Here is a 26,344-nt window from a genome sequence, read left to right on the forward strand (position 1 = left end):
CTGATCAGGTCCTGCGGCATGCCGCAGGAGACGGTGAAGCGATGAGGAGCGGCATGGAGAACGTGAAGATCGTCTGGGTGCATGACGGCCGGGAGCGGGAGTCGGCGGTCATGTACAGTCCGTCGGCCGCCAAGGACTACAAGAGGTACAAGGATGCCCAGGAGAGCGTGTCCGACGTAAGGGTCGTTCCCGCTCAGGCCTGAGGCTGCGGCGGCTCCGGCGTGAAGGAGAGCGTCGTCGGCGAGTGCTTCTCCTGCGTCGGCGTGGTTGACGGCGCAGGTCGGCGGGGTTTGGGTGGAGGAGTACGTCCACGGCGAAGGGAGCCGGGCATGGAGCGGGTCAGGCGTTCGGGCCGGCTGCCGCGGTGCTCGCGCTGCGGGGGCGGTCTCATCGTGAGCGCGGTGGCGCCGGAGGACGACGAGCACGGGCGGCCGATCCACCTGGAGCTGTGCGCGGCCTGCGACACCGGTGACGTCGATCATCCGGCCGCCGGCCTTCTTGTCCAATGGTTCACCGATGGCGGTGGGAAGGACACCAGCCGCGTCCCGGAGGGTGCGCACCTGCTGATGGAGTGGACCAAGGAGTGCATGGCCGCCCACGGCCAGAACTGGCGGGAGCTCCCGCCCGAACAAGACTGAACAGCCGAGCCCGGCCGGACAGGCAGGCAGACAGACAGACAGACAGACAATGGACCGGTACGGGCTGTGGGGGCGTCCGCGCTGTTGAGCGCGTGCTCCAGGCACTCGGTGAGGAAGCGCGCCCGGATGCGCCGGGTGGTGTGGGACAGGCCGCGTTCCTCCAAGCCGCCGAGGAACGCGGCGATGGTGTCCATGGCCGTCTGCGTCACGCCCGACAGACTATGAAACTGCTCTGGCCCCGAGAGGGTACATGCGGCAGGTGGCCCGCAGGGGGCGTCACGCCGCGTGCAGGTGCCTGCCTCGGCCCGGGGGTTCCTCTTCCGCCGTGGCGGGCGGTTCTGGCACGGCCTGGAGGGGGCCCGTCTCGGCGGGGTCCTCGGGCTTGCGGTTCAGCTTCGACCTGAGGTTGTTGAACTTGCTCTTGATGAGCGGCGCGGTCTTTACGGCGACGGCGCCGAGCACGGCGGTGACAGCGACGCCGATCACCACGCCCTTCACCATGCCCTTCGCAGCGCCTTGCTGGTGGCCTTCTTCCCTCGCCTCGGCCCTGATCTGGTCGAGTTCGTCGTCGGCCGGATAGAGCACGGCGTGTCCGGCGAGTACGTTGGCGGCGTCCCGTAGGAGGGCGCTGATCCCTCCAGGGCTGCTCGAATCGGAGAGGTTCGTCCCGGCCGGGCGTTCCACCACGAACACGTCCCGGATGGTCCCGGGCTCTTCGTCATAGGCCATGGGAACACTGTAGGGGCCGACGCGGGCACCGTAGCGGGGAATCGGCAGGTAGCCCTCGCACGGGCGCTACTTCTACTGCAGGCGGTGCTGTCGGTCGTCTCGTCGACGAGGCGTCGTAGCGCGGGGCACTGCTTGAGCTCGGCGGCCTGTTCGGCACGTACGCGCAGGCCTTCGCCGGTCTGCAGCAGGACGGACGCCGCCCACAAGCTGCTGTGAGGGGGAGGGGCTTGGGGTCGCTGAGCGCGTCTAGGCGGTCGATATCGGCGGCGATACGGAGCATGGTGGCGACCATCTCCGCCTCGCTGTCGGTGGCCTGCCGTCCGGGCTGCATCGCGGGAGTCGATTCAGCGGCACAGGCGCCGACGGATACCTGTCCGGCGGCCGCCCCGCAGAGCGCGGCCGCCGGTCTTCGCTTCCGGGTACGCAGCGCCCGGGTCAGGCCGCGGGGGTGGCGCGGGTGCGGGGGCGGTCGGTGGAGAGCACGGCCCAGACGCGGCGGCCGTCGTCGGAGGTGTCGGTGCCGCAGCTTGCGGTGGCGGGGACGGCGGCAAGGTCGGCGAGGACCGTGCCGTCGGGCACGGTGTCGGTGTGGCTGAGGACGGCGATCAGAAGCATGCCGTCCTGGTCGGCGAGGTGGACGCTGATGCGCCGGCCGTGGTCGGCGGCGGCCGCGCCGACGAGGAGACGGACGACGGCCTCAAGCTGGTCGTCGTCGGGGTGGGTGTAGCCCCAGGCACGGACGGTCGCGGTGACCTTGGTGACGGCCTGCGTTCCGGTCCACGGGTAAGCGGCCAGGGCCCAGTTCGCGGCGCGCCGGTTGCGGACGGTCATGCGGGGCCGGCGGGTCTGTACGCGGGCCTGTCCGGGGCCGGGGAGCGGCAGGGAGGTGGTGACGGGCTTCGTCGACGGCTTCGGCCGCGGGGGCTCGACGGGCTTCTTCTGCGGGGGCGGGGTGCGGGGAGGGTAGGTCGGCGGTAGCTTCGGGCCCTTGTCGTCCATGGGCAGCGGTTCGTTCACGGCGGCCTCCTCGCGTTCCCGACCATCCTGCCAGCGCAGGCCGCCGTCGCGTGGCTAATTCCCAAGACCGGCTCGACGAGCGCGCCCGCTGTTGCGCAGTACGGGTTTTCCTGCGATCGGGGTAGCCGGGCGGCGCTGGAACGCCACAATCTCAGGCAGCCGAGTATCAGCGCGCCCTGACGTTCCGGCGGCGGCATGTACCGCCGAGATGCCTGGGGTACGGGCGGGCGGCGGTGCTTCCGGCCGGAGGTCAGGTAGCGGTGACGTCGGCGGGCAGGCTACTGGGCGGGGTGGTGGTGGAAAAGTCGCGCAGGGGCTGGTCGATGCGGTGTCTACAACTGGTGCACTGCGCGGCGTCGTCGAGCAGGGGTGCGAGGTCGTCGGTGTCGGAAGGGGTCAGAACAAGCCAGCGCAGGATGGTCTCCTGGGTCAGGAGCCTGAGGGCCCGCAGCTTTTCCAGTTTCTCCTGATCTTTCTGGTCTTTAATCACGTCGCCATGCACGTAATCGGATCGGGCCGCATAGGCCCGCTGGAACCGGCCGATCTGCCGATCGTCGACGTGGATGTCCCCGCGACCTGGCCCCGTCCGCTCGCCGACCTTGTCGGCGGGCTCGCCGACGACGCCGGCCGCTCAGGTCACGCCCCGGAGTACTACCAGGACCTCGACCTCCTGTCGCACGAGGACACCGTTCTTGCCCACCTCGAAGGGCACCTCGTCCGGGCCCGTCACCACACCCGTCTGCTGGACCACGAGAAGGACGCGATCCGCGCCCAGGGCCTGCGGCTGCTGACCGCCCGGCTCGTCAACGACCGCCTGGACCAGGCCCACGCGCTCGGCTACCTGAGCGCGGCGGAGCACGAGAGGCTGTGGTCGGTGAACGAGACGGTCCCCGGACAGCGCGGCTGGGGCAGGCGCGAGGACCAGGTGTGCCTGACCCTGTCGGCCGCGCCCCAGACCCACGACGTCGGCGCAATCCACCGGCTGCTGACCTACTGGGGCGGCGAGGCCGTCTACTGGCAGCACTGCGAGGGCGCCCCTGCTCTCGCCGCGAAGCTCCGCAGCCTGGGAGCTCCCTCGGTCGTCACCGCCCTCCTGGACCTCGCCACCCCCGTCCAGGAAGGGCACAGCGTCTTCCCCTCCGTCGTCCACGTCTTCGTTGGCAAGGCCCTGGGCCACGAGTCGGCCGACGCCGACGTCTTCTACAGATCACCGATCCCGCCCCAGCGGATCGAGTCCATCGTGTCCCCCGGCGACCTGGCCTACGACCGGTTCCCCGACCTGCCGCGCGGCTGACCTGCGGAGCCGAGCCGGCCGGCTGCGGCTGCTCAGGCGCCGACGCCGCCGGGGGCGTGGTGCCCTGCTGCTACCAGCGCAGGTTCGGCCGGGGCCGGGGCGGCAGTTGGCCACGAGGGTGAGGTGGCTGGGTCGGCCGTCGCCGGTCAGGGGCTGGGGTCCGGTGAGGTTGTCCAGGAGGGCGACGCGGTCGGGGTGGTCCATGTGGACGGTGTCCGCGCGCACCATGGCGGGGACCAGGGGTACCTCTTCGGCGTCCTGGCCGGTGCCGGCGGTAGGGCCGGGGATGGTTTCGCCGGTCAGGGCCGCGGCGGTTTCCAGGAAGGTGTCGGTGAAGGCCTGGACGTCCTTGACGCGCTGGTGGAAGCTGATCCACTTGCCGGCCCCGGTGGTGCCGGGGTAGCGGGCGGCAGGCTTGAGCAGGGCGGTGGACAGGGAGATGAGGGCAGCGGTGTCCTGGAAGGTGGCGTTGCGGGTGCGGCGCAGCTGGTGCTGCAGGCCGAGGTGTTCGACGACGACCATGACGATGCGGTAGTCGCAGACCAGGCCTTCAAAGATCGCCTCGCTCAGTTCCTTGCGGTAGACGACGGGCCCGTAGACGTCGGGGTCGTCCATGGAAACGGCCAGGTGGGGCTGCTTGCGCCGGGCAGGAGGGTTTGGGCGTAGGCAGGATCGGACTCCCGGATGCGGGGGGGTAGTAGAGACGGCGGCGCGCGGGGATCTTGGTGTCGTCGTGGACGGCGGCCCAGGCCTTGTTGACGCTGCCCGAGGTGCGGTGGGCCTCGTCTGCGATCAGCAGGTCCCAGGCAGGGATGAGGCCGGACTCGTGGGCGGCGAGCAGGCCGCCTTGCTTATCCTCGCCGTCGGCGAGGGAGGCAGTTGAGACCGCGGTCGGTCGTCGCCAGCGGGCCCGCCACCACGGGGGCGGGCCCCCTGGCGGTCAGGACCGGTGCCGCGTGAAGCTGAGGTAGGCGAAGCCCTCACCTGCGCGTGGCGCCCGGGTCCAGGACCGGGTGGTGAAGGTGTGGAGCCTGCCTTGGGTCAGCGCGAAGCGGGGGAGCGAGAGCCCCAGTTCGGTGTGCAGGGCCTCCAGCACCCGCCGTTCGTTGTCCCGCTCGGTGTCCTCCGGCCGAAACAGCCGTGCGGGGTCCAGGGTCTCGGGTATCGCGCCGGAGCGCTGGATCTCCGTGCCCCGCACGGTGAAGGCGTAGAGCTCCTGGCCGTGTTCGGCCACCGATACGTGGAAGGCCGACGGATCGTCCGGGGACGAGCGCCTCGGGTCGGACCACACCACCACCGCGCGGCCGGACGAGGAGGCGGCCGCGGCCGGGGACAGGAACAGGCCGTGCAGGTGGCGGTGGGAGGGCCCGTCGAAGGCGAAGGCCCACCCTTCAGCCGTGCGGCCGACGGCGACGCCGGCCCGGTCCTCCCAGAGTTCCACGCCCTCCCGCTCGTGGGGCTGGGGCGCCCGCCGGAAAGACCTCGACAGATCGACAGGCGGGCTCAGTTCGGCACCCTCCTCACCGATCAGGGCAGGCAGGCCGACGGGATCCGCCCCCTCGACCCAGACGCAGCGGTAGCCGTCGAGCGGCTGTCCGTACCTGAACGGCCCCGCCAGCCAGGTGAGGCCCGGCGGATCGAGATCGGGCACCGGCTCGGGAGCGGGGCCCGTCTCACCGGCCCGCGGTGTCGCGAGGATCTCCCGCCCGCGCTCCGGAGTGATCAGCGGCCCCAGGACTGGATCGGCGAGCAGGCCGAGCGGGACGACCATCAGCGGCCCCGGCGCCTCCCACAGCGGCAGCGCGTCCCGCAGCACGTGCCACGCGGCGTCGGTGGCGCCCCAGCGGGCCGCCTCCCGGGCTTCGGCGACGGCCCGCCCCCACGGACCGGGAGGCGTGTACTGGTGTGTGCCGTCCCGCACGGCGCCCAGCACGGCCTCGGCGATCTCCGGGGCGGCCCCCCGGGCGACCGTCATCCGCAGCCACTGCTCGTCCCCGCCCGACGACCCCCGGCCGTTCGCCTGCTCCATGGCCTCCAGGGGCAGGATCTCCGGCTGGTACAGCGGGTCCGCCACCAGGTTGCCGTGGCCCTGGGAGCCGCTCGGAGCGAGCATCTGCCTGAGCTGGTTCAGCAGGACGGCGCTGCGCGGCCTCCCGAAGGAGAACGCCTCCTGCAGCAGGGGCAAGGCCTCCTCGTACCGTCCACGCAGGGCCAGCAGACGAGCCTCGTCCACGTGGACGTCCTGGGCGAGCGTGGTCGCGTTCACGAAGTCGGATTGCGCCACCCGGTCGGCGTGGAAGCCGCGGTACATGGCCTCCATGTATGCGCGGAACGAGGGGTAGCGTTCGGGCACTTCACCGCTCCAGCCCTTGTAGACGTAGAGTGCCCACTCGCCGTCCTCGTCGCTGTCGCCCGGGTCGAGAAGGGCGTGCGACATGTCGGAGTCCGTCTCGAGGCGCAGCGCCCGCTGCCACATGCCGGCCAGCAGCACGTCCTCCTCGCGGGGGTCGTCGCCCGGATCCGGCTCGTACAGCGCGGTCATGTCGTACGGATCCCGGAACCAGTCGATATCCGAGGCACCCCCGAGCCGGTAGATCCCGGCCGTCTGGTCGACGTCCCACCCGTCGCTCGCGGCCAGGAACCCCCGGTACGAGGGCGGCAGCCGCCGCCCCAGCCGCTCCTCGGCCACGGCGATCACCGCCTCGTCCGCCCCGGGCAGGCCCGGACGGACGAGGATCTGCTCACCGTCCTCGTCTGCGTCCGGGCGCGGAACCCACTCCTCCTGCCACCGTCCCAGGAACTCGTGCCAGTTGAACGATTCGCTACTCATGGCCGGATGGTGTCACCCGGCACTGACAAGGCGGCACCCTGTTCTCATCTACCGCGAGGGCGGGCCCCTCAGCAGGGCGACCCGCGTTTTTTCGCAGGTGAGGTGACGTAATTACCGCGACAGGCCCAGGCCAGCTGCTGATTCTCGTTTCGCTGTACTGGGCACTCTCACGAGGGGTCCGTCGCCGCCTCACCACGTGTCGAGGACATACCCATCAGGTCCGCATCCCTCCGGACACCAGAACGAGAAGAAGCTCAGGCGCTGAAGTGAGAGTCAGCAGAAGGTCTCAGGGGTTGACGTCGGGAGTTGCCCGTAGGTTCCGCGTGACGGAAAGCGACAGCTCTCACCCGCCCACCCCGCTCCCAGGAGTCCGGGGGTGTACTGCGGGGTGTAAGAACGCGCGGGGGGGCCGTGGTGGCCGGGTGATGGCCGCGACGGCTCAGGCGGGGAGGTCGGCGTCGCTGACGGGCATAAAGCGGCCCGAAGAACAAGCTCCGCCCCACTCAGGAAGACCCGGGCGGGGCGGAGAGGCCGACGGAACGGCACGTACGGACGGCCCGGTGGTACTGCTTCCAGAGCGCGCTGGGCACCGGGCCTCGCCCGCGCACGCCATATCGGCGCGGGCTGGGACCGACCCTGCCCGGGCGGGCCGGGCTCCTGGAACGGACAGCCGGGCATCGCGCGGAGGGGGGTGGTCACGGAGGGCGGGATCCCTGGGCGGTGAGGCCTATCGCCTCCCGGCCGGTGCCGGGTCCGGAAGACCATTTAGGCGCGCGAGGATGCCACGGCAGGCATGCTCTACTTCGAGGTCGAAGATGACAGCGTCTGACCACCGTGGGTCGGCGCGGTGTGGTTGCTCAAGTGCGGCCTGGATCTGGGGCAGGGCGGGGTGTGCGGCCGGGCCCATGCGATTCAGGCAGGCGAGGACGTCGCGGGCGGTGAAGTTGTTGTTCTTCCAGGCGGCCAGCAGCGCGGGCACGACGGTGTCGGCCTCATTCATGCCGCCTATGTCCCACAGGGCGGATGCGGCATGGACGAGGGTCCAGGAGTCGTTCAGAGCGGCCGAGCCGTTCTGCTCGTTGCGCGCGTTCTGCTCGAGTTGCTGATTCAGGATCTGCCGCAGGCGCGGCAGTACTGCTGCGGCGCCGGGGCCGATGCGGCCGGCGAGATCGAACGCGTCGAATTTCCGGGGGGCGTCGAGGAGGCCTGCCAGCAGCGGCACGACGGTCTCGGGGCGGCGTTCGAGTTCCCAGACGGCGCTCGCCGTAGCGGTGCGCAGGGAGATATCGTCTGCGTCGGTGAGGGGGCGGACGACATTCAGGGCGGATGCGGCGCGAGGACCGAAGGACGCCAGTGCCTTCAGGACAGGCTCGACGGTACGCCCCTGCTCGCGCTGGAGCGCGGCCCGGAGGGCTTTGGTGAGTGCGGGTACGGCTGCCGGATCGGCGAGCTTGGCGAGGGCGGAGGTGAGCGTCGCAGGGCTGACACCAGGCCAGTCACCGGAGTGGTCGACGTCGGCAAGGCGGCCGATCAGCCGGGGTGTGAGCTGCGCGGCGCACTGGGGTAGATGGCCCACCGCGCCCAGGGCGCGCCAGACGTCGGTGTCGGTTTCCAGCGCGAGAAGCAGGCTGGGCAGGGCCCGCTCGTCGGTGAGGCCGGCCAGCGCCACCACGGCCATCTGATGGGCTCGGCGCACGGTGCGGTGCGGGCTCGCCCACGCGTCGGGCCGGTGGGCGGTGACGTAGGCGGCGAGGGCTTCGCGGGCCGGTTCGGCAAGGGTGTGCAGGGAGCCGAGCGCCTCGGCCGCGGCCGCTGCGGTGTAGGGGTCGGCGGGGAGCAGGCGGTCGCCGACGAGCCGTACCAGAGCGGTGTGGTCGCCCCGCAGAGAGGTGATCAGGCTGCGTGCCATGTCGATGGCGTCGTAGCGGGTCCCCGGGTCCGGGCTGCGCAGCTGTGCAGAGAGCAGGGCCGTTCGGTCCTCGACGCGTGTGCCCAGGGCCGTGTGGAAGGCCGTCAGCAAAGGGGTGGTGGCGTGGACGCGCCCGTGCCGTTCTAGGTCGGCGAAAGCGGCCGCGACGTACCCGGGAACGTTCGGGTCGGGGTCGGGTTCGGCCGCACACGCACACGGACGGGACGGATCCTGCTGCGTCTGCGTCCCCTCTTTGGGCCGGGGCGCGGGGGTGACCTGGCCGAGCAGTTCGATCACGGTCGGCACCGTCTGGTCGTCGGTGGAGTCGGGAGCGCAGCGGGCTCGGTGGACGAGGGCCGCCAGACGGGTGTCCGGATCGGTCACGGGGTTGTCGGCCAGCGTGTCCAGCCATGCCCGCGTCGGCGCAGCAGCCATAGGTAGACGGAGCGCCAGGTCGGCCATCGTCCGCACCACCAGCAGCCGCTCCGCAGTCCCGTCCTCTTCCGCGAGGCAGCCTTGCAGGAGCGCCACCGCCCGCCCGGCGTCGTCCAGGAAGAGCCCCAGGCCCTCGATCGACGCCCGGCGCACCCGCGGGTCGGGGTCACGGGCGTAGGCGACGAAGGCGTCGGCGTGCTCGCGCATCAGGTTCGCGGTGTCCGGATAAATCGTGGACTCTTCGCCGTCCTCGCCGCAGATAACGGCGTAGATCTCCTCGGCGTCGACCGCTTCCCGCCCGATGCTGAGCAGCAGCGCGACGACTTCTCCACGGTCAGGAGTCGCGGGGTCGTCCGCCATTGCGAACAGGAACGGCACACTGGCCACCGTGCTCGAGTACACGCTCCCCTGATGCAGCGCGGCGCCGTAGAAACGGCTGAACGCCTTTTCCCGTATAGCGGGGTCGGGCGAGACCATGCCGCGCAGCCATCCGGGCACGTCGTCGGCCGGGCCGTAGGCATGCCCCAGGGACGCCCAGTCGGTCCTGTCCAAGTCGTTGATCATGACCGGCACTATGCAGGGTGGCACTGACACCCGGGACAGAACCGACCACGGCACCGTCCCACGGCAGGAGCCATCTTCCTCAGCGGCCATGGAAGGTCGGGGCAGGGTGCGAGTGCCAGCCTGTGGTGCGTGGGAGGAGTGGCAGGCGTACGGGGCGCCGTGGTGCGCGCTCCGACCTGGCCTATCAAGATTCTACTATTGCGGTCATCGCAAAGATTTGCGATGACCGCAAAATGGACGCGACTCAAGAACTTGCCGTCCTGTGTCACCCGCTGCCCGAGCCGGGCTCGGTGACTCCCGAGGCCCTGCTTCACCGACGCCTGCGAGAAGACGACCGAGCTGCGCGACGAGGAAACCTTCCGCCTGGAGGCCGCCAGCGAGGCACTGGGCGTGGATCCGCTGCTGCTGGCACTGGACGGCCTCAAGGCGCAGAAGGAAGCGGTCGACGCCCAGATGCGTCGACCGCTGGCCTACGGCCGTGAGTTCCACGCCAACCACCCCTACGGCCTGGAGGAACTCGCCCGGCACTCCGGCTACACCTTCTCCGGCGTGCGCACCGCCTACGGCGACAAGGAGGTCCAGGCCGTCGCCGAGCAGATCGGCCGGCAGCCCAACCGCCCCGCGCGCCCCAGCGCCGACAAGACGCGATGAGCACGGCAGGAGAAACGCCGGGAAAGGCGGGGGCCACCATCCAGGAGATGTCTTCGCTGCGCTCTGGCCGTGGCCGCGGGGCTCCGCCTCTGTACTGACAGATAGCGTCTGCGGTCAGCGGTAGTCGTCGGGGTGGCCCTGCATCCAGGTGTTGATGAAGTCACGGGTGGCGACGAGCTGCTTCTGGTGCTTCTTCAGGTTCTCGAAGGAGGCGTCGCCACCGAGCGTTTTGTTGAGCTCGGTCATCTTCTGGATCGGCTCGGGGAAGTGCCCGGGTCCCTTGGGATCGTTCTTCATCGCCCGGTCCAGCTCCTGGAGCTCCTTGTTCACACGGCCCAGGAAGTAGCCGCAGTCCTTCGCGCAGGAGTCGTTGAGCGTGGCCTGGAGGGTGGCGAAGGCGTCCCGGACCTTCTCACCGGTGGACGGCGCGTACGCGTTGTCCGGGTAGGGGGTTGCGCCGGCCCTGTCGGGGGCGCCCGCGCCCGATGCCGGGCGGACGGGCTTGGGAGTTGTGCCGCAGGAGACGGCCAGGGTCGCCAGGACGGCGGCAGCTAACACGGTGCCTTGCACGGACTTCTTGTGGATCATGTGGGTCCCTCCCCGGCGTCGTAGGACCAGGCCAGCGTATACAGCTTGGCTGGGCTCACGGCTTGCGGTGGGCGCCCGGCCGGAGGGCTGCGTTCGAATCCTTCCGCCTGTCACGGTCCGCACCGGCAGACCTTTCGGCCCGGGATGCCCCGCCGGCTCGGCGTCGACCAGCTTCAGCACACCCGAACCGTGCAAGAGAGTGTCGAGGTGCCCGACCTTCGAGTCCGGGATCTCGAACGGCGCGTCGGTGACCGGCCGCGGCCGACACTTCCTGATCTTCTCCGGACTCCGCCAGGCCCGGGGCTTGGTCACCGATCCGGTCCACGCAGGAGCCGTGCGGCAGTAGCGTCATCGACGGGCGGCACCAAGTGCTGCCGGCGTCCTTGGAGGCCGATGTCAGTACGTAGTGGCATGCTCGCGGCCCATGAACAAGGAGCAGTTCTGGATACTGATCGAGGAAGCCCGCGAGCAGGTGCTCGACACCAGGGACGCCTCCGGCATCGCCGGCCGTGCCTCCGAACTGCTTGCCAGCCGCTCATCACCAGAGATCACCGCAGCACAGCAGATCCTATGGGATCTCATGACCGGCTCCTATCGAAATCGGCTGTGGGCCGCCGCCTACGTTCTCAACGACGGGTGCTCGGACGATGGCTTCGATTACTTCCGCGGCTGGCTGATCGCCCAAGGCCGCGCGGTATTCGAGCGCGCCGTTGTGGACCCCGACGCACTTGCAGCACACCCCGACGTTCGTGCTGCCGCGCCTGAAGGAATCTTCGACTGTGAAGAGATGCTGAGCATCGCCTGGAACGCCCACCAGAAAGCCACCGGCCAGGAACTTCCCGCCGATGTCTTCGCCATCCGGTACCCGGACCTGGACCCTGCCTGGGACGTCGATTTTGACGATCGTGAAGAAATGGCTCGCAGGCTCCCCGCCTTGACCGCGCTGTATTCGTACTGACAGCAGGCGGCAACATCCCGTGCTTCCGACAGCTCCCTGCCTGAGCTGACCCACCGTAACCGCTACTCAAGTCCTGTTCGGAAGGCCACCATGAGCTGGGACGTGATCCTCCTACGCCTGCCCGACGACGTCACCTCGGTGCAGGAGATCCCCACTGACTACACCCCGGATCCGCTCGGCCGGCGAGACGACGTACTCGCGGCTGTCGCCCAGGCCGTTCCCGATGCTGATCTCTCAGACCCCGCGTGGGGTGAAATTTTCAGCCCCACGTGGTCCATCGAGCTCAACATCGGCTCAGAAGAACCGGTGGACTCCGTCATGCTCCACATCCGGGGCTCCGCAGACGACGTTCTGACGCCCGTCCTCCGTCTCGCCGAGGCTCTGCAGTGCAAGGCGTTCGACTGCGCCGAAGGGGGCCTGATCACTCCGGGTCAGACATCGGGCTGGCACGCATTCCAGCAGTTCCGCGATCGAGTGATGGGACCCTCTCAGTGATACGTCCCGGTCAGAGCGCCAGCATCCACTCCATGCGCCCTGAAACCCGACTGGGCCTTGCAGGCATGCTTCCGCCCGGTCGGATGGTCACGTCTGATGAGGGCAACGGAGATGTCCAGCCCCTGTGGGTCAGCAACGGGCCGGCCACGGCCGAGCTATGGACACGGATGCACGCCGAACACACACGCTCCGGGCTGTGGCCGCTGCTGCTCGACTCGCTGGATCCGAGCGATGTCGAGTTCCGCCCATGGGGATCTGGGGAGGTCTTCCCCGAGCAGATGTCCTCCCTGGCAAGCCACGACCCTGCCGGCCTCCTCGCACGGTGGTGGGCGACCTACACAGCGGTCGACGAAGACGACGACATACTCGACACCGACAGGCGCCTCGCCGTCACGGCTCCGTTCGGACAGACCTGGCCCGGCCTCGCGCCCAGCCGGGAGAGGGCAACGAATCCCGATCAACTGGCCGCCGAGTTCGCGCACGCGTTCCTCGCCGACCGCCCACAGACACGTCTGGGGCTGGTCGCCGCAGCCTCCGGTGCCGAGGCGCTGACGGCCGTGGGCTGGTCCGGGCCCTGCAACTACGACAATGACACCGCGAAGTTCTCGGCGGTCCTCCGTGACTGGGAGCACCGCTTCGGTGTTCGTGTCGTTGCGGTCGGGTTCTCCACGCTGCACCTCAGCGTCGTCGCGCCACCGGTGGACGAGCATGAGTCTCTGTTGGTCGCGGCGGAGCACTTCGCCTTCTGCCCGGACAACATCTGGCAGGGCAGCAGGCCGTACACACTGGCTGCGTACGCCGAACGGATCACCGGAGCCCGCCACTGGGACTTCTGGTGGGACTGAGCCTCTTTCATCCTGTGCTGAAGGGTGAAATGGGCTGGTCAGCAGGTGTGGTGACGAGACAGAGCCCCTCGTCGTTGGCGTGGTGATCTCACTCAACACGCTGGCGACCGAAGGGGCCCTGCAGGTTTCCGTAACCTGCCATGCTCGACGTCCCGCACGATCTGGTCGAGCACGTTGCCTGGCTGCTCCACGAGCACCGCCGGGCTCGCAACACCCGATGGCGCAAGCTCGGCTGCTTTAGTACTACAGCAGCGGATCGTGTCCTGATCTGCGTTTTCGGTAGTGGCAGCGGCGGGCGACGGCTTGGCGGCGTCTGCGCCAAACCGACCACTTCAGTGCGTGGGTGATGGGGTCGCGGTCGGCTTGTGGGTGGGGCAGGAGAGTGTCCAGGAGCCGTCGGACTTCTGCCACGGTAAGCGGGATGAGGGCTGATCCGTTTCTGCAGCCCCCTTTGCGGCCCCACCACGACAGACGCCTACATGCCCTGAACTGGTCCCACTGGCGCAGACGCCACCAAGCCACAGCCCGACACTGCCACTACCGGAGAAGAACCAGCTCAGAACACGAAATCTCACTGGAGCACTAAGGAGACCGGAGCTTCGTAGCCGGGAAGTGGGCCGGATTCCTTGCAAAATCATCTTTGTTCCCGCAGGGATCCCCGGGGGACTAGCGTGTCCGCGACCGGGTCCGGTGAGGCGGTCACAGCCGTTGTGGGGAGCGCGTGGTGGTACGTCCTGTATCCGGGCAGGAGGTTAAGTGTCGCACCCTGGGAATGCACCCTGGGGGCGGGCTGCTTGTATGGGATCAGCTGTTCTGCTTCCCTGCTTCGGGAAGGCAGGCTTGCGCCGGCCGTCTGACCTGGGTGCACAGCCCGCACCAATCCTCGTTCCTCCACACGCCACCCGTCACCGCCTGCCGTAGCGCATCGGCGGTGGCCGCCAGATTCTCGGCCCGCTGCGTAAAGCAACGGGCGATCCAGACGTCTTCTTCGCCCCACCATTTGTGAAGCTTCAGGTGAATCGCAACATCGCTGCTGACCCACCATCTGTCGGCGGGCCCGGTTGCTCCGGTGTCGAGGCCGGGAAGGACGGTTGCGGCGACCGTCGGCTCCCGGCCGGGTTCGGTGGCGATCGCGAAGGTCACATGGGGCCGGTCTCGAACCTGTGACAGCTGGGCGTGGGCCTCCAGTCGCTGAAGGATGCTGCTGTTGACGACCCGGGGGCGTCCCGCGAGTGTCATGGCGGTGCGCCCGTCGGGGAGGACGTCGACCGGCCAGGTCTCGTCGCCATCGAGGATGCCCGGGAAGGTCCAGCCGTCGGTGTCGAGGTAGACGATGGCCTCGCCGTTCAGGCCGTGTTCCATACCGTTGGAACCAAGGAGCGGGTACCACAGGCCGCCGTAGCGTTCCTCGAAACGGATCATCGCCTCGACGGCCCCGGACGGCACCGCCGCCTCATCCCCCTCGGGAGTCTGCGCACGGGCCAGCGCACGTATGCGGTTGGCGGGCATCGTGGAACCACGCCGTGCCCGCGTCAGGAGAGCCGCGACACGGGGCGACACGCAGGGGTCGTCGAGGATGTGCACGTCCATATGCTAGCGGGCCGGCTCAGCCGCAACGGCTGGATGTCGGCCCTCTCGTCCCCTTACGGATCACTCCGCCGAAACCCGCCACGCCCGCCCACTGGTTGACGCGAGAGGCCGGGAGTGTTGATCGGGCAGGGCAGCCCGGGTCAGTCGGTGGCAGAGTCATGACCTCCGAAACCGCCTACGAGTATCGATGTCGGCGGCGGCCGATACGTTGCGACCATGGGTGTCTATCTGGTGAGTGTCACCGCACAGGACTGGTCGCAGCCCGGGGAGGACGGGTACGGGGACATCGCCGCCGCGCTGAACATCGAGCTGCAGCAGCGCGGGCTGCCCCCTTGCGACCTGCCGCGGGCCGCGCGGGAGGCGCCGGGCTGGTTCGAGGAGAAGGTCAGCCCGTCCATGGACGACTTCGTGGCGCTGTGCAGGACGCTGCTGACCGATGCGGAGCTGTCGGCCCTCCTCGACTGGAGCGTACTGGTACCCCTCGCGCTGGAGGAGACGATCGTCCTGCCCTTCGGCACCGCGTACTCCGGCGAAGAGACAGTGGTCGCCGGGGCCCCGCAGGTACTCACCCTGGCCGAACGGCTCGCCGGCACCATCACCCTGCCCATGGACACGCTACCGGCAGGCGAGAACCTCGCACTGAGCCGATGGTTCCTGGACGGCGGAGCAAAGCGGACCGCCCGGACGCGGCCGAGGCCGTGGGCCGAGGACCGGGACACAGCCTTCTACGTGGCGCTCTACCTGCGCGCCGCACAGCACTCCATCCGATACGGCTGCCCCATGACCTACTCCTGAGCCACAACAGCGGCACCGGTCCGCGGGCTGGGGTCTGACCCTGCGCGAAGCGGGCTCTCCCGGTCCGTGGTCGGGGCACCGTGCGTGTTTCGATCGGTGCGCGCCCTCTAGGCTGTGCTCCGGTCGGGCCCGTGCGCGGGGGTCCCAGGGGGTGGAGAACAGGGTGTCCGTGGAACGTCACATAGCGGGAGTGCTCGAGCAGATTGCCCGTCAGCAGGACATCGTTGAGCTCGCCCCTCAGGGCTCCGCGCCGAAGGCGGCCGCTCTTGCGCATGTGGCGGAGCAGTACGGCTATATGTACGGCATGGCGCACAGGACCGGGTTCAAGAACTCACTGGTCCAGGTCAGGATGTACCGGGACCCGCGGCCCGACGCGCGCGTCCGCGAGGCGGCAACCATCACTGCCCACCCGCGGGCGGGCAACGGCGAGACAGTGCCGGGGCTCAAGCAGGGCTCGCTGAAGCCGCTCCCCGAAGCGGCCGGTGCCGTGGCGGTGCTGAAGGATCTCATCACTTTCGACGTCATGGCCCTGTACGTCGCCGACCGGAGCCAGAGGCTCCTGGTCTACCTCGCCTGCGCGGTCCTGACCGCCCTCCTGTTCATCGACAACAGGTCGCCGGTCGAAGCGGTCGCCTCCGGCGGGGCGGTCGCGCTGTTGTGCACCGTGGCGTTCAAGGTGGGCGCGGTCCGCCGCAGGGTGATCGCACGGCGGCTGACGGACGCCGGGTTCCTCGCGGTGCACGACGAACACGACGGCCAGCGGTTCCTGCGCCCGGGGCAGCAGTTGCCCGACCACACCAACCGGTTCGCCGCCTGAAGGGCCCGGCCCCCGTCATCGCGAAGTTGCCTGCACGCTCGACCGTGCCCGAGCGGGGGCTCCTCACGCAGGTGATCATGGCGACCGGGTCGGGCAAGACCCTCGTGGCCGCCCGCAGCGCGGAGGAGTTCCATGCGAGTCGGGTGCTCGTGCTGGTCCCGTCACTGGACCTGCTCGCGCAGACCGAGGCCGCATGGCGCGCGGCCGGACGCCGAGGGCGATGGTCGGGGCGTCCTCGCTGCGGGGTGAGGAGGCAAGCTTTCCCAGCACCACGGACGTGGACGAGCTGGTGGAGTGGACGCGGGGCCTGGAGAAGGTGACCGTGTTCGCCACGTACGCCTCGCTCGGTCTGGGGATCTTGGAGCGCGCACGCCGCAGGTCTTCCGGGGTGGGATCTGATCATGGTGGATGAGGCCCATCGGGTTTCGGGCCGGATCGGGAAGCCGTGGGCGGTCGTCCACGACAACCAGAAGATCCCGTCCCTGCGCCGCCTCTACATGACGGCCACGCCCCGGCTGTGGCAGCTCGGGGACGACGACGCGGCCGGGACACCCGGCGAGCTGGTGGCGAGCATGGACGACGACGCGGCCGGGACACCCGGCGAGCTGGTGGCGAGCATGGACGACGACCCCGAGGGGCCCTTCGGCAGCAGGGCGTTCACGCTGACGCTCTCGGAGGCCATCGACCGGGGATTCTGTGCCCCCTACCAGGTCGTGTGCGTGGACGTCACCGACACCGCCCTCCAGGCCGCACAGCTCCTGGACGCGGAAGACCGCTCGGACCAGGTCCGCGGGGCGCGGCTTGCCGCTCTGCAGACCACCCTGGTGAAGGCGTCGGCCGAGGAGGGCTTCCGCCGCACGCTCGTCTTCCACCACTAGGTCCGCGAGGCCGAAGCGTTCGCGGCCGGCCTTCCCGACGTCGCCGCGCAGCTGCACGCCTCCGATCCCGACCCGTACCCGAAGACGATCTGGGCGAACTGGCTGTGCGGGGACCACAAGCCCCTCTACCGCCGCCGCGTCCTGACCGAGTTCGAGGACGGGCGTCGACCAGGACGGCAACGTGGTGGAGAAGGCGTTCCTGTCGTCGGTGAAGGTCCTGGGCGGAGGCGTCGACACCCGCCGGTGCGACTCGGTGTACTGGGCCGACGTCCGCGGCTCCATGCCCGACCTCGTCCAGGCCGTCGGCCGCGCCCTGCGGATGCAGCCCGGCAAGGGCAAAGTCGCCTCCCTCATCGTCCCCGTGCTCCTGGGGCCCGGGGAGACGGTGGACAACATGCTTATCACCCGGGCGTTCGGCGGGCTCGCCAAGCTCTTGGAGGCGCTCAGGGCACACGTTGCACGGGTTGTGGAGGCGTTGGCGAGCAGCAGCGGCCGAGCCGTTACAAGCCCGTCAGCAAGGCCGAGGAGGGGTCCGGCACACGTGGGAACGGCCAGGTTCAAAAAGTGTGAGCGCCCTCGCCAGGGCGCTGCTGAAGTTCTCCACGCCCCGCGACCCGGCACAGTTGGCGGCGTTCATCCGGCTGCGGGTCCTGGCCCGCGGCGACATGGACCCCGAGAGGGCCCGGGAGCTGGAGAAGCTCGGCATGGTCTGGTCCCACCACGACGTCGCCTGGGAAGAGGGCCTGACCGGCGCGCGCGGGTGGGCCAAGGAGAACGGGCACCTCCTGGCGCCGCTGGACGCGGTGTTCCAGGGGGTGGAGCGTGAGGCGCGCCTTGCCCGGGAGCAGGCCGAGAAGGAGGAGCGGGAGCGCCGGGCGTTGCAGACCGCTCGGGCGTGGTGGGGCCGGCTGTCGTCGAAGCAGCAGACCGAGTTGCTCTCGGCCGTCGCCGAGTACGCGTGGCGGACGTCGAGCCTGCGGCTGGAGATCCCGGAAGAACTGAAGATCTGGCCGCAGTACGCCTACGGGATCCCGCTTTTCGGGAGAGACCACCGGCGAACCCTGTACGGGATCGTGCTTCCCTGCCCCAGCCTCGCCGCTTCCTGCCCGGGGCTCGCAGGAGAGCTGATCCTGACCCGGAACGCCTCGGAAGAACGCGGGCTCGCCCAGGTCCTCCCCGAGAACCGGATCCTGCACCTCGACCTGCCCGAACACGAGCAACTCACCATGGTCTGAAGTTCTGAAGTCCCGCGCCCCGCCGCGGCACCCTCCAGCCGGCCTTCCCGAACCCAGGGCCAGGGGCGGCCACCCGCGAGTTCCGGGTGGCCGCCCCTTCTTGGCAGCCGGTCAGGTGATGCGGGCGATCAGGGCGGTGGCGTTGTCGGCGTACGGGTCCCGCTGCGCGCGGGCACGCCGGACGGCGTCGTCGACCAGGAGCTCGGCGACCTCGCGCGGATCGCCGTTCAGGTAGTCGCCCAGGTTGGCTATGCAGGCGAGAACGGAGAGCGATTGTCTCTAGGTACGGAGAGCGCCGGTCCGTTGCGGATGCCTGAAGTGTCGGCGAGATATGGGAGCAGTTGGGCGTGTCGGGGAGGCTACGAGAGCGTTTTGCCTTGGATCGCGGTGAGGGCCAGATGGATCGCGAACGCGATCCCGCCGAGCCCGAGGAGGAAAAAGCAGGGGCCCAGGGTGATTTCGAAGAACCGCGAGGACGGGTCCTGGAGTACGACCACGTTCGACAGGTCTTGCGGGGCGTAGGCGACCTGGATGGACGGGGCAACGCTCTGGTGGGTGAGGACACGCGTGGTGCCGCTGCTGTCCATGTACCGGTACGTCATGGGGGCGTCCGCCTGCACCGCGTCAACGGTCACACCGTGCCTGCGCAGGCAAGCCTCGTGGAACCACGGCACTACGCACACCGCGCCGAGCCACAAGGGCAGGGCAGCCATGACACCGACCGCCACGATGAACACCGCGCCGGCCACCGCGGTGCGCTCGTCGCCCACGATGGCGGTGGCCAGGGCCAGGGCGAGGACCCCGCCCAGATAACCGAGCATGACCCGGCCGAGTCTGTGCCGGTACGTCTCGAGCCAGGTCTTGGTGAAGGTGAGCACGTCGACGAGGGCGCCGCCGTCGACGTCCTCGACCGGATCAGGCAGCAGTGCGTTCACGGCGTCGGCGAAGGTGACGGCCGCGGCCTCACTCACATCCTCGATCCGGTGGAGGGACGGTGTCGTCCCGGCGAGCGCCCTCAGCTCGACCGTGACGCTCCGCGCCTCGGCATGGACACGGGCGATCGCCCTGATAGGAATCGTCAGCTTCTCGCTGGGGCGTTCCAGGACCAGCCCGTCCTGCTGCGAGCTCAGGGTAGTGGCTCCGCGTCCCCGCAGGACGGGTATGGAGAATGTGTTCGACATGGGCAAGATCGTAAGGCCGCCGGTTGCTCGCGACAGGAGCAAAGACCCTCTCCGCCGCGCAGCACACCCATGGTCCCGCAGCAAGCACCGAGGCGCTCTCAAAACCCAGCTGCATCACTCTCCCGTCGGGAAGGACGCTCTCGGCGCCGAGCAATTGCGCTCTCGTAACCCATCAACAAAGCCACGCCGGCCTTTCCCGGCACTGCTGCGCACTGCTCTTGGCCATGGGGCCTGGAAGTCAGCCGCGCCCCATCACGGCCCGGCCGGGCGAACCTCAACGAGGAGAGCGGGCAGGGCCGCTGTACGCCCTCCCGCTCCTTCAAGGGCCACGTCATGGTGGGCCACGCCCTGGCCGCCGTCGTCGGATCTCCGGCATGTGCATGAGGGCGGCGGCATGGACGTCCGTTCGGCAGATTGCCCTCCTCTAACGCTCGTGGACGGTCAGTAACGTGACCACATATCGCGCGGAAGAAAGTGGGAAGGGTCGTCCATCGCTTCGGAAGGCACGAAGACCGGCCGGGTGAGCAGGTGATCACCTGCTCGCTGTACGTCGATGAAAATGCCCAGGCTGTCCGACCCCGGTATGCCTGCGCCCATGTAGATGGGCTCCGAATCACCTTCGTGATTCTCGGCCCGGTCGACCATCCGCTTCTCCAGGTCGGAAGGCACTCGGCCGACCAGCGCCACACCGTCCGCGAAAACCTGTGGCCCGCGCAACGCGTCAACCACGATGGCCGACAGCCGCTCCCCCAGTAGTAGAGCTTCAGGCCGGGTTCCCAGGAGTCGCCCCGCACGATCGTGGAGTGGCTCTCGGACGCGGGACAGTAGGACTCCGCTGTCACACCGTCCAGCACCGCTGACGTCTCGCCGGGGCTCATGCCGAAGAGCAGCGGTCCCACGCTCACGAACGGATCCAACGTCTACTGCCGGCGTTCATTGTCCGCCAACACATTCCACCACTTGAACATGGCCATGAAGACTACGGCAGGCCTCCCTCCGGCAAGACCCGCCGGATAGAACCAAGACCGTGCGCCCTTCGGCCGGTGCCCCGTGCTGCACGCCGCCACCCCGAGCGCCGGCTGCTTACTTCTCGGCGTCCGTTACGCACGGCTTCATGACGGAGCAGGCCACAGGTCCCGCAGATCCCTCCCCCGGAGAGCGAGAATGATGGAATGTTGAGCATGTCAAATCTGAGGTGGTTCCAGAAACGAGCGAAGCCGGCGGAGGACCGCCCAAAGAGCGCCCCGGCACACCGCCGGCTTCTCACATCGTCAGTCCCGGGAAGAGCCGCTCCTGCGCTCCGTCCACCTCTACCGACCGCGCCCACGGTGCGGCAGCCCCTCAAGGAGACGACATGATCCCCCGCGGCCGCCCCGTCATCAACGAGGCCGACATCGCCGCCCGCGCGGGCGTGCCGCCAGCCACCTGGCGCCGGCGCGACGCCCCCGCCTTCCGCAAACGCGTCCCCAGCCTCCTGCCCGACAGCCGCTCCCTGCTCTACGACCTCGCCCAGGCCGAGGCCTACCTGAAGGGCCGGCCCATCCCCGACCTACCCGGCGGCGAGCATCCCGAGGACCTGCTGACCGACAAGGAGACCGCGGCCGTCCTCGGGATCAGCAGCGGCACCGTCCGCGCCTACGCCACCCAAGGCCACCTCTCCCCCGGCACCACCCGCTACAGCGCACGCCTCTGGCCCCGCCACGAAGTCCACGACCGCCGCGACAACGCACCCGGACAAGGCAAAGGCGGCGGCCGCCGCGCCGGCGAACCCCAAGGCCCCCGTAAAACCCACCCCTACGAGAACGACCCCCGCCTGACCGTCGCCGCACAAGCCCTCGCCACCGCGCCCGCCGGCACCCCCAAAAGCCGCATCGCCACCGAACTCGCAGACCTCCACGGCCACACCCCCCGCACCTGGGAACGCCTCCTCACCACCGCCGCAACCACCCACCACACCGGCGACAACAACCAGACCTGACAGACACCTCCTCAGTTCGACGAGGGAGCACCGGAGCCAGGTGAGGCGAGCTCACCCAGGAGCAGCAGGGGTACCGCAGGACCTGGGGCATGGTGGGGATAGCCGCCTCCGACTGCTGAGGCGTATTTAGTTCACAGCGCCGTAAGGATGAAGGTGAGCAGTGCCAGGGACAGGGTGGCACTGCCTGCGAAGGCCACGGCTCCGCGGAGCAGGGCGGTGGCGTAGGTGGCTCCGTCGATACGAGCGAGCAGGCCGGCCGCCGCTCCTACGAGTGCGCAGAAGAGAGCGATGACGGCTAGGAACAGGGCCAGCAGGGTCAGATGGGTGAATGAGGTGTTCATGTCTTCTTCCCAGGACAACCGATGATGCGGACGACGACGAATTTTGCGGTTTCGGTGTTCACCGGGGTTCAGGACGAACAAAGATGAACGAAGACGGCCGCCGGGGAGACGGGGAAGCAGAGCATGGGGGATGTCCACGAGGATCCGTTGGCGGAGCTGGCGTTACGCCTTCGCGCTCTCAAGGCGCAGCGGGGCCTGCAGATGGGTGGGTTGCTGCTGCGGACGGGGTTGGGGCGGACAACGGTCAGCCAGGCGTTGAACGGCCGCAAGGTGCCTTCCGAGGCCACCCTGGTAGCTCTGGCGAAGGCCCTGGATACGGATGTGGGCCCGCTGCTGGCTCTTCGTGAAGCCGCCCCTCCCATACTGGAAATCCGTGAGGCCTACCCGAGGAGAGCCACGCGCAGGTTGGCGGGGACTAGGGCGCAGCCCTCGTTTGAGAAGCGGTACCTCAGCTATGTGAGGGAGCGGCATTCGCATCTGACCGTTGTGGGGCTGGACTTGAGCCGTCCGGAGCGTGCGCGCTGGCCGCTGGACGCGGCGTATCTGAGTCTGGAGCTGGCGGAGCGGCAGGAGGACTGGTCTGCGGGCGGTGAGGAGGGGGGTCGGTCGTCTGTCGTGGTGAAGCGTGCCGAGCACGCGTTGGCAGGCTGTCGGCGTGTACTTCTGCGGGGGCTTGCCGGCAGCGGGAAGACGACGCTGTTGCAGTGGCTGGCTGTCACCGCAGCGTGTGATGAGCTGCCGGAGGAGCTGGCGGACTGGCGGGGGCGGATTCCGTTCGTTCTGCCGCTGCGGACGCTGGTGCGGCGCGGGCCGTTGCCAGAGCCGGGCGAGTTTCTGTCTTCGGTCGGTGCGCCCCTGGCCGCCGCGCAGCCTGAGGGCTGGGCCGATGGTCTCCTTGCCAGGGGGGAGGCGCTCGTCCTGGTCGATGGCATCGATGAGGTTCCCCAGGAGCACCGGGGTGCTACGCGGGACTGGCTCGAGCGGCTCCTGGCCGCCTACGGGGACGCACGGTTTGTGGTCACCACGCGTCCGTCCGCTGTGCCGGAAGGCTGGCTGGCTCCCTCGCACTTCACCGAACTGTCCGTACGGCCCATGAGTGCCGGCGACATCGGGGTCTTCGTTCACCGGTGGTATACCGCAGCCCGGCACAACGCGGCAACCGATGCCGAACGCTCACAACTGGATGACCTCGAAGCGGCGCTGCGGCTGGCAGTGCGTGCTCAGCGCGATCTGGCGCAACTGTCCAGCACTCCCTTGATGTGTGCGCTGATCTGCGCGCTGCACCGGGACCGCCGTGGTCATCTGCCGCACAGCCGCATGGAGCTCTACGAGGCAGCGCTGTCGATGCTGCTGGTACGCCGTGACCTCGAGCGCAGCATCGACGTCCCCGAAGGTATCCAGCTCACCGAACACCAGAGCGTCCATCTATTGCAGCGTCTGGCCTACTGGCTCATCCGCAACCGCCAGACCGAGATGGAACGAACCACCGCAACGGCCCTGGTCCACGACGCGCTGCCAGCCATGCAGGCCGTCGCCGAGCAGGGCATCGCCGAGCAGGTCATGACGCATCTGGTCGGCCGCAGCGGGCTCCTGCGCCAGCCCACCATGGACACTATCGACTTCGTCCACCGCACCTTCCAGGACTACCTCGGCGCCAAAGCCGCCATCGAAGCCCACGATTTCCCCCTCCTGGTCAACAACGCCCACGACGACCAGTGGGAAGACGTCATCCGCATGGCTGTCGCCCATGCCCGACCGGCGGAAAGCACTGACTTGCTCCGCCGCCTCATCGAACGCGGCGACACCGAAGACACACACAGGAGCAGACTCCACCTCCTGGCAGCCGCCAGCCTGCAGTACGCCACCGAAATCGAACCCGACACCCGCAAACTCGTCGAACAACGAGCACGCGCCCTCATGCCTCCCCGCTCACACGAAGAAGCCGAAGAACTCGCCGCACTCGGACCAGGCATCCTGGACCTACTCCCAGGACCGCAGGGTTTGGAACCCGATGAAGTAGGACCCATCATCACAGTAGCCGTCCTCATCGGCGGCGACCACGCCTACGCCTTCCTCAGTCACTTCGCACAGTCCCTGAATCACGAATCATTGCCTTACGAACTCGGCGAAGGCTGGAAGAACTTTGACGCCTCTCCTTATGCGCGCGATATTCTCCTCCCTTTCAAAAACCGCCTGAATCTAATTGTACAGAACGAAGATCAACGCAAGGCCTTGCCCTTGCTGGCACCTATCACGGCCGTCACCTTTGCAGAATCTTTCCGCAGAGAAGAAATAATCGAGCATCTTTCACCCCAGCACATCCAAAAGCTGGATATTTACTCAGGCCATGCGCTGACAGACTTGAAGTTCATTCGCCAGCTCCCCTCCCTGAAAGAACTAACTATATCCGAGTGTCGCCAGCTCACACATCTTGACGACCTTGCCGGGCTATCGCTCACAGGATTGAGCCTCATCCAGGTTCCAGAAGGATTCTCCTTCGACGCCCTAGAATTACTTCCTGAGCTCACGCACCTTGCCCTCTATACCACCCTACCTTGGGATAGCCTGGAAGAAATGCCTGCGCCACCAGGTTTGACCACATTGCGCATGTCAGACTGGACTGCAGCATCACTGAAGGGCATCTCAAAATGGCAACTGCTGGAATACCTAGTTGTCAACTCAGAACCCTCCGCCGCAGAGTGGCAGGAAATTTCCTCGCTGCCAAATCTGACAAGGCTTCAAATATCCGATTGTGATCTCACCCAGGCTGCATCCATACCCAACCTGAAGAATCTAGAACTGTCACCATTTGATGCAGATATTCAGCTGCATCTGATTCCCGACCTGTTCCCCGGACTTGAAAGCATTTTTGTCAATTGTCACGCAAGTCGACCCGAGAACACCAAGATTACCCCACTTAAGCAGATTGAAGGATTGCATATATCCATGCACTATGCGGGCAATATAGTGGGTCTGGAAGGATTCAATCCGGACAACATTACCCTTTACCCGCGACCCCGCATAGCAGGTACTTGACCTCCATTGAGCCTTTTTCATCCTGGCTCTGAGAGGCGATAAGGCCTGGTCAGTCGGGGTGGTGACGTGGCAGAGCCCCCGGTCGTTGGCGGTGTTGATTCCACTCGACACCGCCGACAGCCCGGGGGCCCTGTTGGTTCCTTATCCTTCCATGCTCGACGTCCCGCACGAGCTGGTCGAGCATGTTTCCTGGCTGATCTACGCTCGAAGGCGTGAACTGAACTCGCCGTGGAGACGGCTCGGCTGCTTCAAGCAGGCACTCCTCGCCCTGGCCCACCTAAGAAAAAACAAGACATTCGCCCAGCTCGCGACCTGATTCAGTGTCTCGACCGCGACGGCCTGGCGGTATGTCGACGAGACGCTGGACATCCTGGCCGACTGGGCGCCCGGTCTCCATGAAGCGCTCACCGGCCTCGGTGAAGGCGACCACGTCATCGGCGACGGCACTCTGATCCCCATCGACCGGATCGCCGCGGATGAGCCGTACTACTCGATGAAGCACCGCCGACATGGCATGAACGTGCAGGTCATCGCCCGGCCCGACGGCACACCACTATGGTTCTCCCGTGCGACACCAGGTCGCACCCATGATCTGACCGCGGCCCGGGCCCACAGCCGTCGTCCAGGCCTGCCTCACCCGGCAGATCCTCGTCCTCGCCGACCGCGCCTACCAGGGCGCCGACGCAACCGTCCGCACCCCGTACAAGAACCACCGCGCACAGCCCGAGCGCTACCATCAGTTCAACCGCGACCACGCCCGACTCAGAGCCCCGGGAGAACGCGCCTTCGCGCAGCTGAAGTTCTGGCGGATCCTCCGCCGAGCCCGATGCTCCACCCGTCGCATCGGCACCATCGTCCGAGCCGTCCACACACTGCTGACCTGCAACTATTCAGGATGAAAAAGCTCACTGCCAACCAAGCCGGGAAAGACTCACAGGTGTCAAAGAAGGAACTTTGATGAATGGCCTTCAGCGAAGAGACTGCTGGTCGCTGGCAGTCGCCATAGCCTCTGCTGCCGGAATGGCAGCTGCGATCCTCATGGGATTGAACAGCGGTCAAGACCGCTCCTCACTTGAAGTCGCTGATGTGGAGGGAGTCTGGTCGGGTTCCAGCGGCCAGCGCCTCACGGTCCGGGCCGATGGTTCCGCGGAACTTCAACGGGTGAGGGAGCCGGACACGGGCTGCGGGCAATCCACCAGCGAGATCCATCTCTCCTACAGCGGTGCAGCGACCTGGGCGTTCGACACCTGGCCTGACGAGTCACCAGGGATCAGGTTCACCTACCAGGGCGCCGGCACGGGCAAGGCATGCAGTGTCTACCTGTCCATCATGAACACCGATATCGGCACCAGGGCATTCTTTCCACACGAACCAGACGTGCGGTACGAGCGTAATTCTTCGCATCGGGGCTGACCGCCGCAGTGGCTCGACTGCGGCTGTGTGGGAGATGGAACAGACCGGGTGCTCGTAGACCCAGTTCGCCGTGTACGGTCAGGGCTGCGGCCAGCACCTCGTCGGCCTCGAGCAGTTCGTCCTCGCC

General features: G+C 68.1%; 26 protein-coding genes and 1 pseudogene. 16 read left to right on the forward strand and 11 right to left on the reverse strand.

Features of this window, described 5'->3' with window-relative positions:
* Positions 1-53 precede the first annotated feature (53 nt).
* Positions 54-203, forward strand: coding sequence for a hypothetical protein (locus ACWGSR_RS07385; protein ID WP_453564266.1), 150 nt, complete (start codon positions 54-56; stop codon positions 201-203).
* A 126-nt stretch (positions 204-329) separates the two neighbouring features.
* Complete coding sequence (locus ACWGSR_RS07390; protein ID WP_453564269.1) at positions 330-638, forward strand: DUF6300 family protein; 309 nt, start codon at positions 330-332, stop codon at positions 636-638.
* A 276-nt stretch (positions 639-914) separates the two neighbouring features.
* On the opposite strand, the gene ACWGSR_RS07395 is transcribed toward ACWGSR_RS07390, so the two are convergent.
* From ACWGSR_RS07395 to ACWGSR_RS07405, 3 genes are all read right to left on the reverse strand, one after another.
* Positions 915-1,367, reverse strand: coding sequence for a hypothetical protein (locus tag ACWGSR_RS07395; protein ID WP_453564272.1), 453 nt, complete (start codon positions 1,365-1,367; stop codon positions 915-917).
* A 435-nt stretch (positions 1,368-1,802) separates the two neighbouring features.
* A complete protein-coding gene (locus ACWGSR_RS07400) occupies positions 1,803-2,384 on the reverse strand; it encodes a hypothetical protein (RefSeq protein ID WP_453564275.1) in 582 nt (193 codons plus the stop codon).
* Positions 2,385-2,634: 250 nt separating this feature from the next.
* Positions 2,635-2,886, reverse strand: a complete 252-nt coding sequence (locus ACWGSR_RS07405; RefSeq protein ID WP_453564278.1) for a hypothetical protein — start codon at positions 2,884-2,886, stop codon at positions 2,635-2,637.
* On the opposite strand from ACWGSR_RS07405, the gene ACWGSR_RS07410 reads away from it, so the two are divergent.
* The gene (locus ACWGSR_RS07410) at positions 2,881-3,678 is read left to right on the forward strand and encodes a hypothetical protein (protein ID WP_453564281.1); all 798 of its coding nucleotides are present in this window, start codon (positions 2,881-2,883) and stop codon (positions 3,676-3,678) included. The genes ACWGSR_RS07405 and ACWGSR_RS07410 overlap by 6 nt on opposite strands.
* On the opposite strand, the gene ACWGSR_RS07415 is transcribed toward ACWGSR_RS07410, so the two are convergent.
* The 3 genes from ACWGSR_RS07415 to ACWGSR_RS07425 form a co-directional block, all read right to left on the reverse strand.
* On the reverse strand, positions 3,592-4,293 hold the full coding sequence (locus ACWGSR_RS07415) for a hypothetical protein (RefSeq protein WP_453564284.1): 702 nt from the start codon (positions 4,291-4,293) through the stop codon (positions 3,592-3,594). The two genes, ACWGSR_RS07410 and ACWGSR_RS07415, sit on opposite strands and share 87 nt — an antisense overlap.
* Positions 4,294-4,618: 325 nt before the next feature.
* Positions 4,619-6,508, reverse strand: a complete 1,890-nt coding sequence (locus ACWGSR_RS07420) for an SMI1/KNR4 family protein (RefSeq protein WP_453564286.1) — start codon at positions 6,506-6,508, stop codon at positions 4,619-4,621.
* 727 nt (positions 6,509-7,235) lie between these two features.
* Entirely contained in the window at positions 7,236-9,416 is a 2,181-nt protein-coding gene (locus tag ACWGSR_RS07425) for a HEAT repeat domain-containing protein (protein WP_453564289.1), read from the reverse strand.
* A gap of 390 nt (positions 9,417-9,806) precedes the next feature.
* Here ACWGSR_RS07425 and ACWGSR_RS07430 point away from each other — a divergent pair, with 390 nt between their 5' ends.
* Complete coding sequence (locus ACWGSR_RS07430) at positions 9,807-10,067, forward strand: hypothetical protein (RefSeq protein ID WP_453564291.1); 261 nt, start codon at positions 9,807-9,809, stop codon at positions 10,065-10,067.
* Positions 10,068-10,181: 114 nt separating this feature from the next.
* Here the strand turns inward: ACWGSR_RS07430 and ACWGSR_RS07435 are convergent, their stop codons facing one another.
* Entirely contained in the window at positions 10,182-10,655 is a 474-nt protein-coding gene (locus ACWGSR_RS07435; protein WP_453564294.1) for a hypothetical protein, read from the reverse strand.
* 424 nt (positions 10,656-11,079) lie between these two features.
* On the opposite strand from ACWGSR_RS07435, the gene ACWGSR_RS07440 reads away from it, so the two are divergent.
* The 3 genes from ACWGSR_RS07440 to ACWGSR_RS07450 all read left to right on the forward strand — a co-directional run bounded on the left by ACWGSR_RS07440 (position 11,080) and on the right by ACWGSR_RS07450 (position 12,953).
* Complete coding sequence (locus tag ACWGSR_RS07440; RefSeq protein WP_453564297.1) at positions 11,080-11,613, forward strand: DUF4240 domain-containing protein; 534 nt, start codon at positions 11,080-11,082, stop codon at positions 11,611-11,613.
* A gap of 90 nt (positions 11,614-11,703) precedes the next feature.
* On the forward strand, positions 11,704-12,108 hold the full coding sequence (locus tag ACWGSR_RS07445) for a hypothetical protein (RefSeq protein WP_453564300.1): 405 nt from the start codon (positions 11,704-11,706) through the stop codon (positions 12,106-12,108).
* 32 nt (positions 12,109-12,140) lie between these two features.
* On the forward strand, positions 12,141-12,953 hold the full coding sequence (locus tag ACWGSR_RS07450) for a DUF4253 domain-containing protein (RefSeq protein ID WP_453564303.1): 813 nt from the start codon (positions 12,141-12,143) through the stop codon (positions 12,951-12,953).
* Positions 12,954-13,757: 804 nt separating this feature from the next.
* Here the strand turns inward: ACWGSR_RS07450 and ACWGSR_RS07455 are convergent.
* Positions 13,758-14,537 (reverse strand): hypothetical protein, encoded by a 780-nt coding sequence (locus tag ACWGSR_RS07455; RefSeq protein WP_453564306.1) that lies wholly within the window; start codon positions 14,535-14,537, stop codon positions 13,758-13,760.
* Positions 14,538-14,759: 222 nt separating this feature from the next.
* On the opposite strand from ACWGSR_RS07455, the gene ACWGSR_RS07460 reads away from it, so the two are divergent.
* The 5 genes from ACWGSR_RS07460 (at position 14,760) to ACWGSR_RS07480 (ending at position 18,268) form a co-directional block, all read left to right on the forward strand.
* Positions 14,760-15,338, forward strand: coding sequence for a hypothetical protein (locus ACWGSR_RS07460; protein WP_453564309.1), 579 nt, complete (start codon positions 14,760-14,762; stop codon positions 15,336-15,338).
* A 190-nt stretch (positions 15,339-15,528) separates the two neighbouring features.
* Entirely contained in the window at positions 15,529-16,155 is a 627-nt protein-coding gene (locus ACWGSR_RS07465) for a hypothetical protein (protein ID WP_453564312.1), read from the forward strand.
* Positions 16,156-16,232: 77 nt separating this feature from the next.
* Positions 16,233-16,475, forward strand: coding sequence for a DEAD/DEAH box helicase family protein (locus ACWGSR_RS07470; RefSeq protein ID WP_453564889.1), 243 nt, complete (start codon positions 16,233-16,235; stop codon positions 16,473-16,475).
* A gap of 81 nt (positions 16,476-16,556) precedes the next feature.
* A complete protein-coding gene (locus ACWGSR_RS07475; protein ID WP_453564314.1) occupies positions 16,557-17,033 on the forward strand; it encodes a hypothetical protein in 477 nt (158 codons plus the stop codon).
* A 566-nt stretch (positions 17,034-17,599) separates the two neighbouring features.
* Entirely contained in the window at positions 17,600-18,268 is a 669-nt protein-coding gene (locus ACWGSR_RS07480; protein ID WP_453564317.1) for a hypothetical protein, read from the forward strand.
* Between the two features lie 359 nt (positions 18,269-18,627).
* On the opposite strand, the gene ACWGSR_RS07485 is transcribed toward ACWGSR_RS07480, so the two are convergent.
* Positions 18,628-19,449: a hypothetical protein gene (locus ACWGSR_RS07485; RefSeq protein WP_453564320.1), complete on the reverse strand. Its 822-nt coding sequence runs from the start codon at positions 19,447-19,449 to the stop codon at positions 18,628-18,630.
* Between the two features lie 441 nt (positions 19,450-19,890).
* Positions 19,891-20,178: a hypothetical protein gene (locus ACWGSR_RS07490; RefSeq protein ID WP_453564322.1), complete on the reverse strand. Its 288-nt coding sequence runs from the start codon at positions 20,176-20,178 to the stop codon at positions 19,891-19,893.
* 625 nt (positions 20,179-20,803) lie between these two features.
* Here ACWGSR_RS07490 and ACWGSR_RS07495 point away from each other — a divergent pair.
* Positions 20,804-21,427, forward strand: a complete 624-nt coding sequence (locus ACWGSR_RS07495; protein ID WP_453564324.1) for a helix-turn-helix domain-containing protein — start codon at positions 20,804-20,806, stop codon at positions 21,425-21,427.
* A gap of 131 nt (positions 21,428-21,558) precedes the next feature.
* On the opposite strand, the gene ACWGSR_RS07500 is transcribed toward ACWGSR_RS07495, so the two are convergent.
* On the reverse strand, positions 21,559-21,768 hold the full coding sequence (locus ACWGSR_RS07500; protein ID WP_453564327.1) for a hypothetical protein: 210 nt from the start codon (positions 21,766-21,768) through the stop codon (positions 21,559-21,561).
* A 123-nt stretch (positions 21,769-21,891) separates the two neighbouring features.
* On the opposite strand from ACWGSR_RS07500, the gene ACWGSR_RS07505 reads away from it, so the two are divergent.
* The 3 genes and pseudogenes from ACWGSR_RS07505 (at position 21,892) to ACWGSR_RS07515 (ending at position 26,217) form a co-directional block, all read left to right on the forward strand.
* The gene (locus ACWGSR_RS07505; protein WP_453564330.1) at positions 21,892-24,804 is read left to right on the forward strand and encodes an NACHT domain-containing protein; all 2,913 of its coding nucleotides are present in this window, start codon (positions 21,892-21,894) and stop codon (positions 24,802-24,804) included.
* A 91-nt stretch (positions 24,805-24,895) separates the two neighbouring features.
* Positions 24,896-25,703, forward strand: a pseudogene (locus ACWGSR_RS07510) (transposase family protein).
* 121 nt (positions 25,704-25,824) lie between these two features.
* Entirely contained in the window at positions 25,825-26,217 is a 393-nt protein-coding gene (locus tag ACWGSR_RS07515) for a hypothetical protein (protein ID WP_453564333.1), read from the forward strand.
* Positions 26,218-26,344: the final 127 nt, after the last annotated feature.

The organism is Streptomyces sp. NPDC055632, from assembly GCF_053618675.1.

What these genes read in the sequence shown, in the direction of transcription:
- ACWGSR_RS07440 (WP_453564297.1), top strand. Translation starts at nt 11,080, where the DNA reads ATGAACAAGGAGCAGTTCTGGATACTGATCGAGGAAGCCCGCGAGCAG.
- ACWGSR_RS07420 (WP_453564286.1), bottom strand. Translation starts at nt 6,508, where the DNA reads ATGAGTAGCGAATCGTTCAACTGGCACGAGTTCCTGGGACGGTGGCAG.
- ACWGSR_RS07445 (WP_453564300.1), top strand. Translation starts at nt 11,704, where the DNA reads ATGAGCTGGGACGTGATCCTCCTACGCCTGCCCGACGACGTCACCTCG.
- ACWGSR_RS07475 (WP_453564314.1), top strand. Translation starts at nt 16,557, where the DNA reads ATGGTGGATGAGGCCCATCGGGTTTCGGGCCGGATCGGGAAGCCGTGG.
- ACWGSR_RS07495 (WP_453564324.1), top strand. Translation starts at nt 20,804, where the DNA reads ATGATCCCCCGCGGCCGCCCCGTCATCAACGAGGCCGACATCGCCGCC.
- ACWGSR_RS07500 (WP_453564327.1), bottom strand. Translation starts at nt 21,768, where the DNA reads ATGAACACCTCATTCACCCATCTGACCCTGCTGGCCCTGTTCCTAGCC.
- ACWGSR_RS07470 (WP_453564889.1), top strand. Translation starts at nt 16,233, where the DNA reads ATGGCGACCGGGTCGGGCAAGACCCTCGTGGCCGCCCGCAGCGCGGAG.
- ACWGSR_RS07485 (WP_453564320.1), bottom strand. Translation starts at nt 19,449, where the DNA reads ATGTCGAACACATTCTCCATACCCGTCCTGCGGGGACGCGGAGCCACT.
- ACWGSR_RS07515 (WP_453564333.1), top strand. Translation starts at nt 25,825, where the DNA reads ATGGCAGCTGCGATCCTCATGGGATTGAACAGCGGTCAAGACCGCTCC.
- ACWGSR_RS07410 (WP_453564281.1), top strand. Translation starts at nt 2,881, where the DNA reads ATGCACGTAATCGGATCGGGCCGCATAGGCCCGCTGGAACCGGCCGAT.
- ACWGSR_RS07435 (WP_453564294.1), bottom strand. Translation starts at nt 10,655, where the DNA reads ATGATCCACAAGAAGTCCGTGCAAGGCACCGTGTTAGCTGCCGCCGTC.
- ACWGSR_RS07385 (WP_453564266.1), top strand. Translation starts at nt 54, where the DNA reads ATGGAGAACGTGAAGATCGTCTGGGTGCATGACGGCCGGGAGCGGGAG.
- ACWGSR_RS07505 (WP_453564330.1), top strand. Translation starts at nt 21,892, where the DNA reads ATGGGGGATGTCCACGAGGATCCGTTGGCGGAGCTGGCGTTACGCCTT.
- ACWGSR_RS07425 (WP_453564289.1), bottom strand. Translation starts at nt 9,416, where the DNA reads ATGATCAACGACTTGGACAGGACCGACTGGGCGTCCCTGGGGCATGCC.
- ACWGSR_RS07390 (WP_453564269.1), top strand. Translation starts at nt 330, where the DNA reads ATGGAGCGGGTCAGGCGTTCGGGCCGGCTGCCGCGGTGCTCGCGCTGC.
- ACWGSR_RS07450 (WP_453564303.1), top strand. Translation starts at nt 12,141, where the DNA reads ATGCGCCCTGAAACCCGACTGGGCCTTGCAGGCATGCTTCCGCCCGGT.
- ACWGSR_RS07460 (WP_453564309.1), top strand. Translation starts at nt 14,760, where the DNA reads ATGGGTGTCTATCTGGTGAGTGTCACCGCACAGGACTGGTCGCAGCCC.
- ACWGSR_RS07395 (WP_453564272.1), bottom strand. Translation starts at nt 1,367, where the DNA reads ATGGCCTATGACGAAGAGCCCGGGACCATCCGGGACGTGTTCGTGGTG.
- ACWGSR_RS07415 (WP_453564284.1), bottom strand. Translation starts at nt 4,293, where the DNA reads ATGGACGACCCCGACGTCTACGGGCCCGTCGTCTACCGCAAGGAACTG.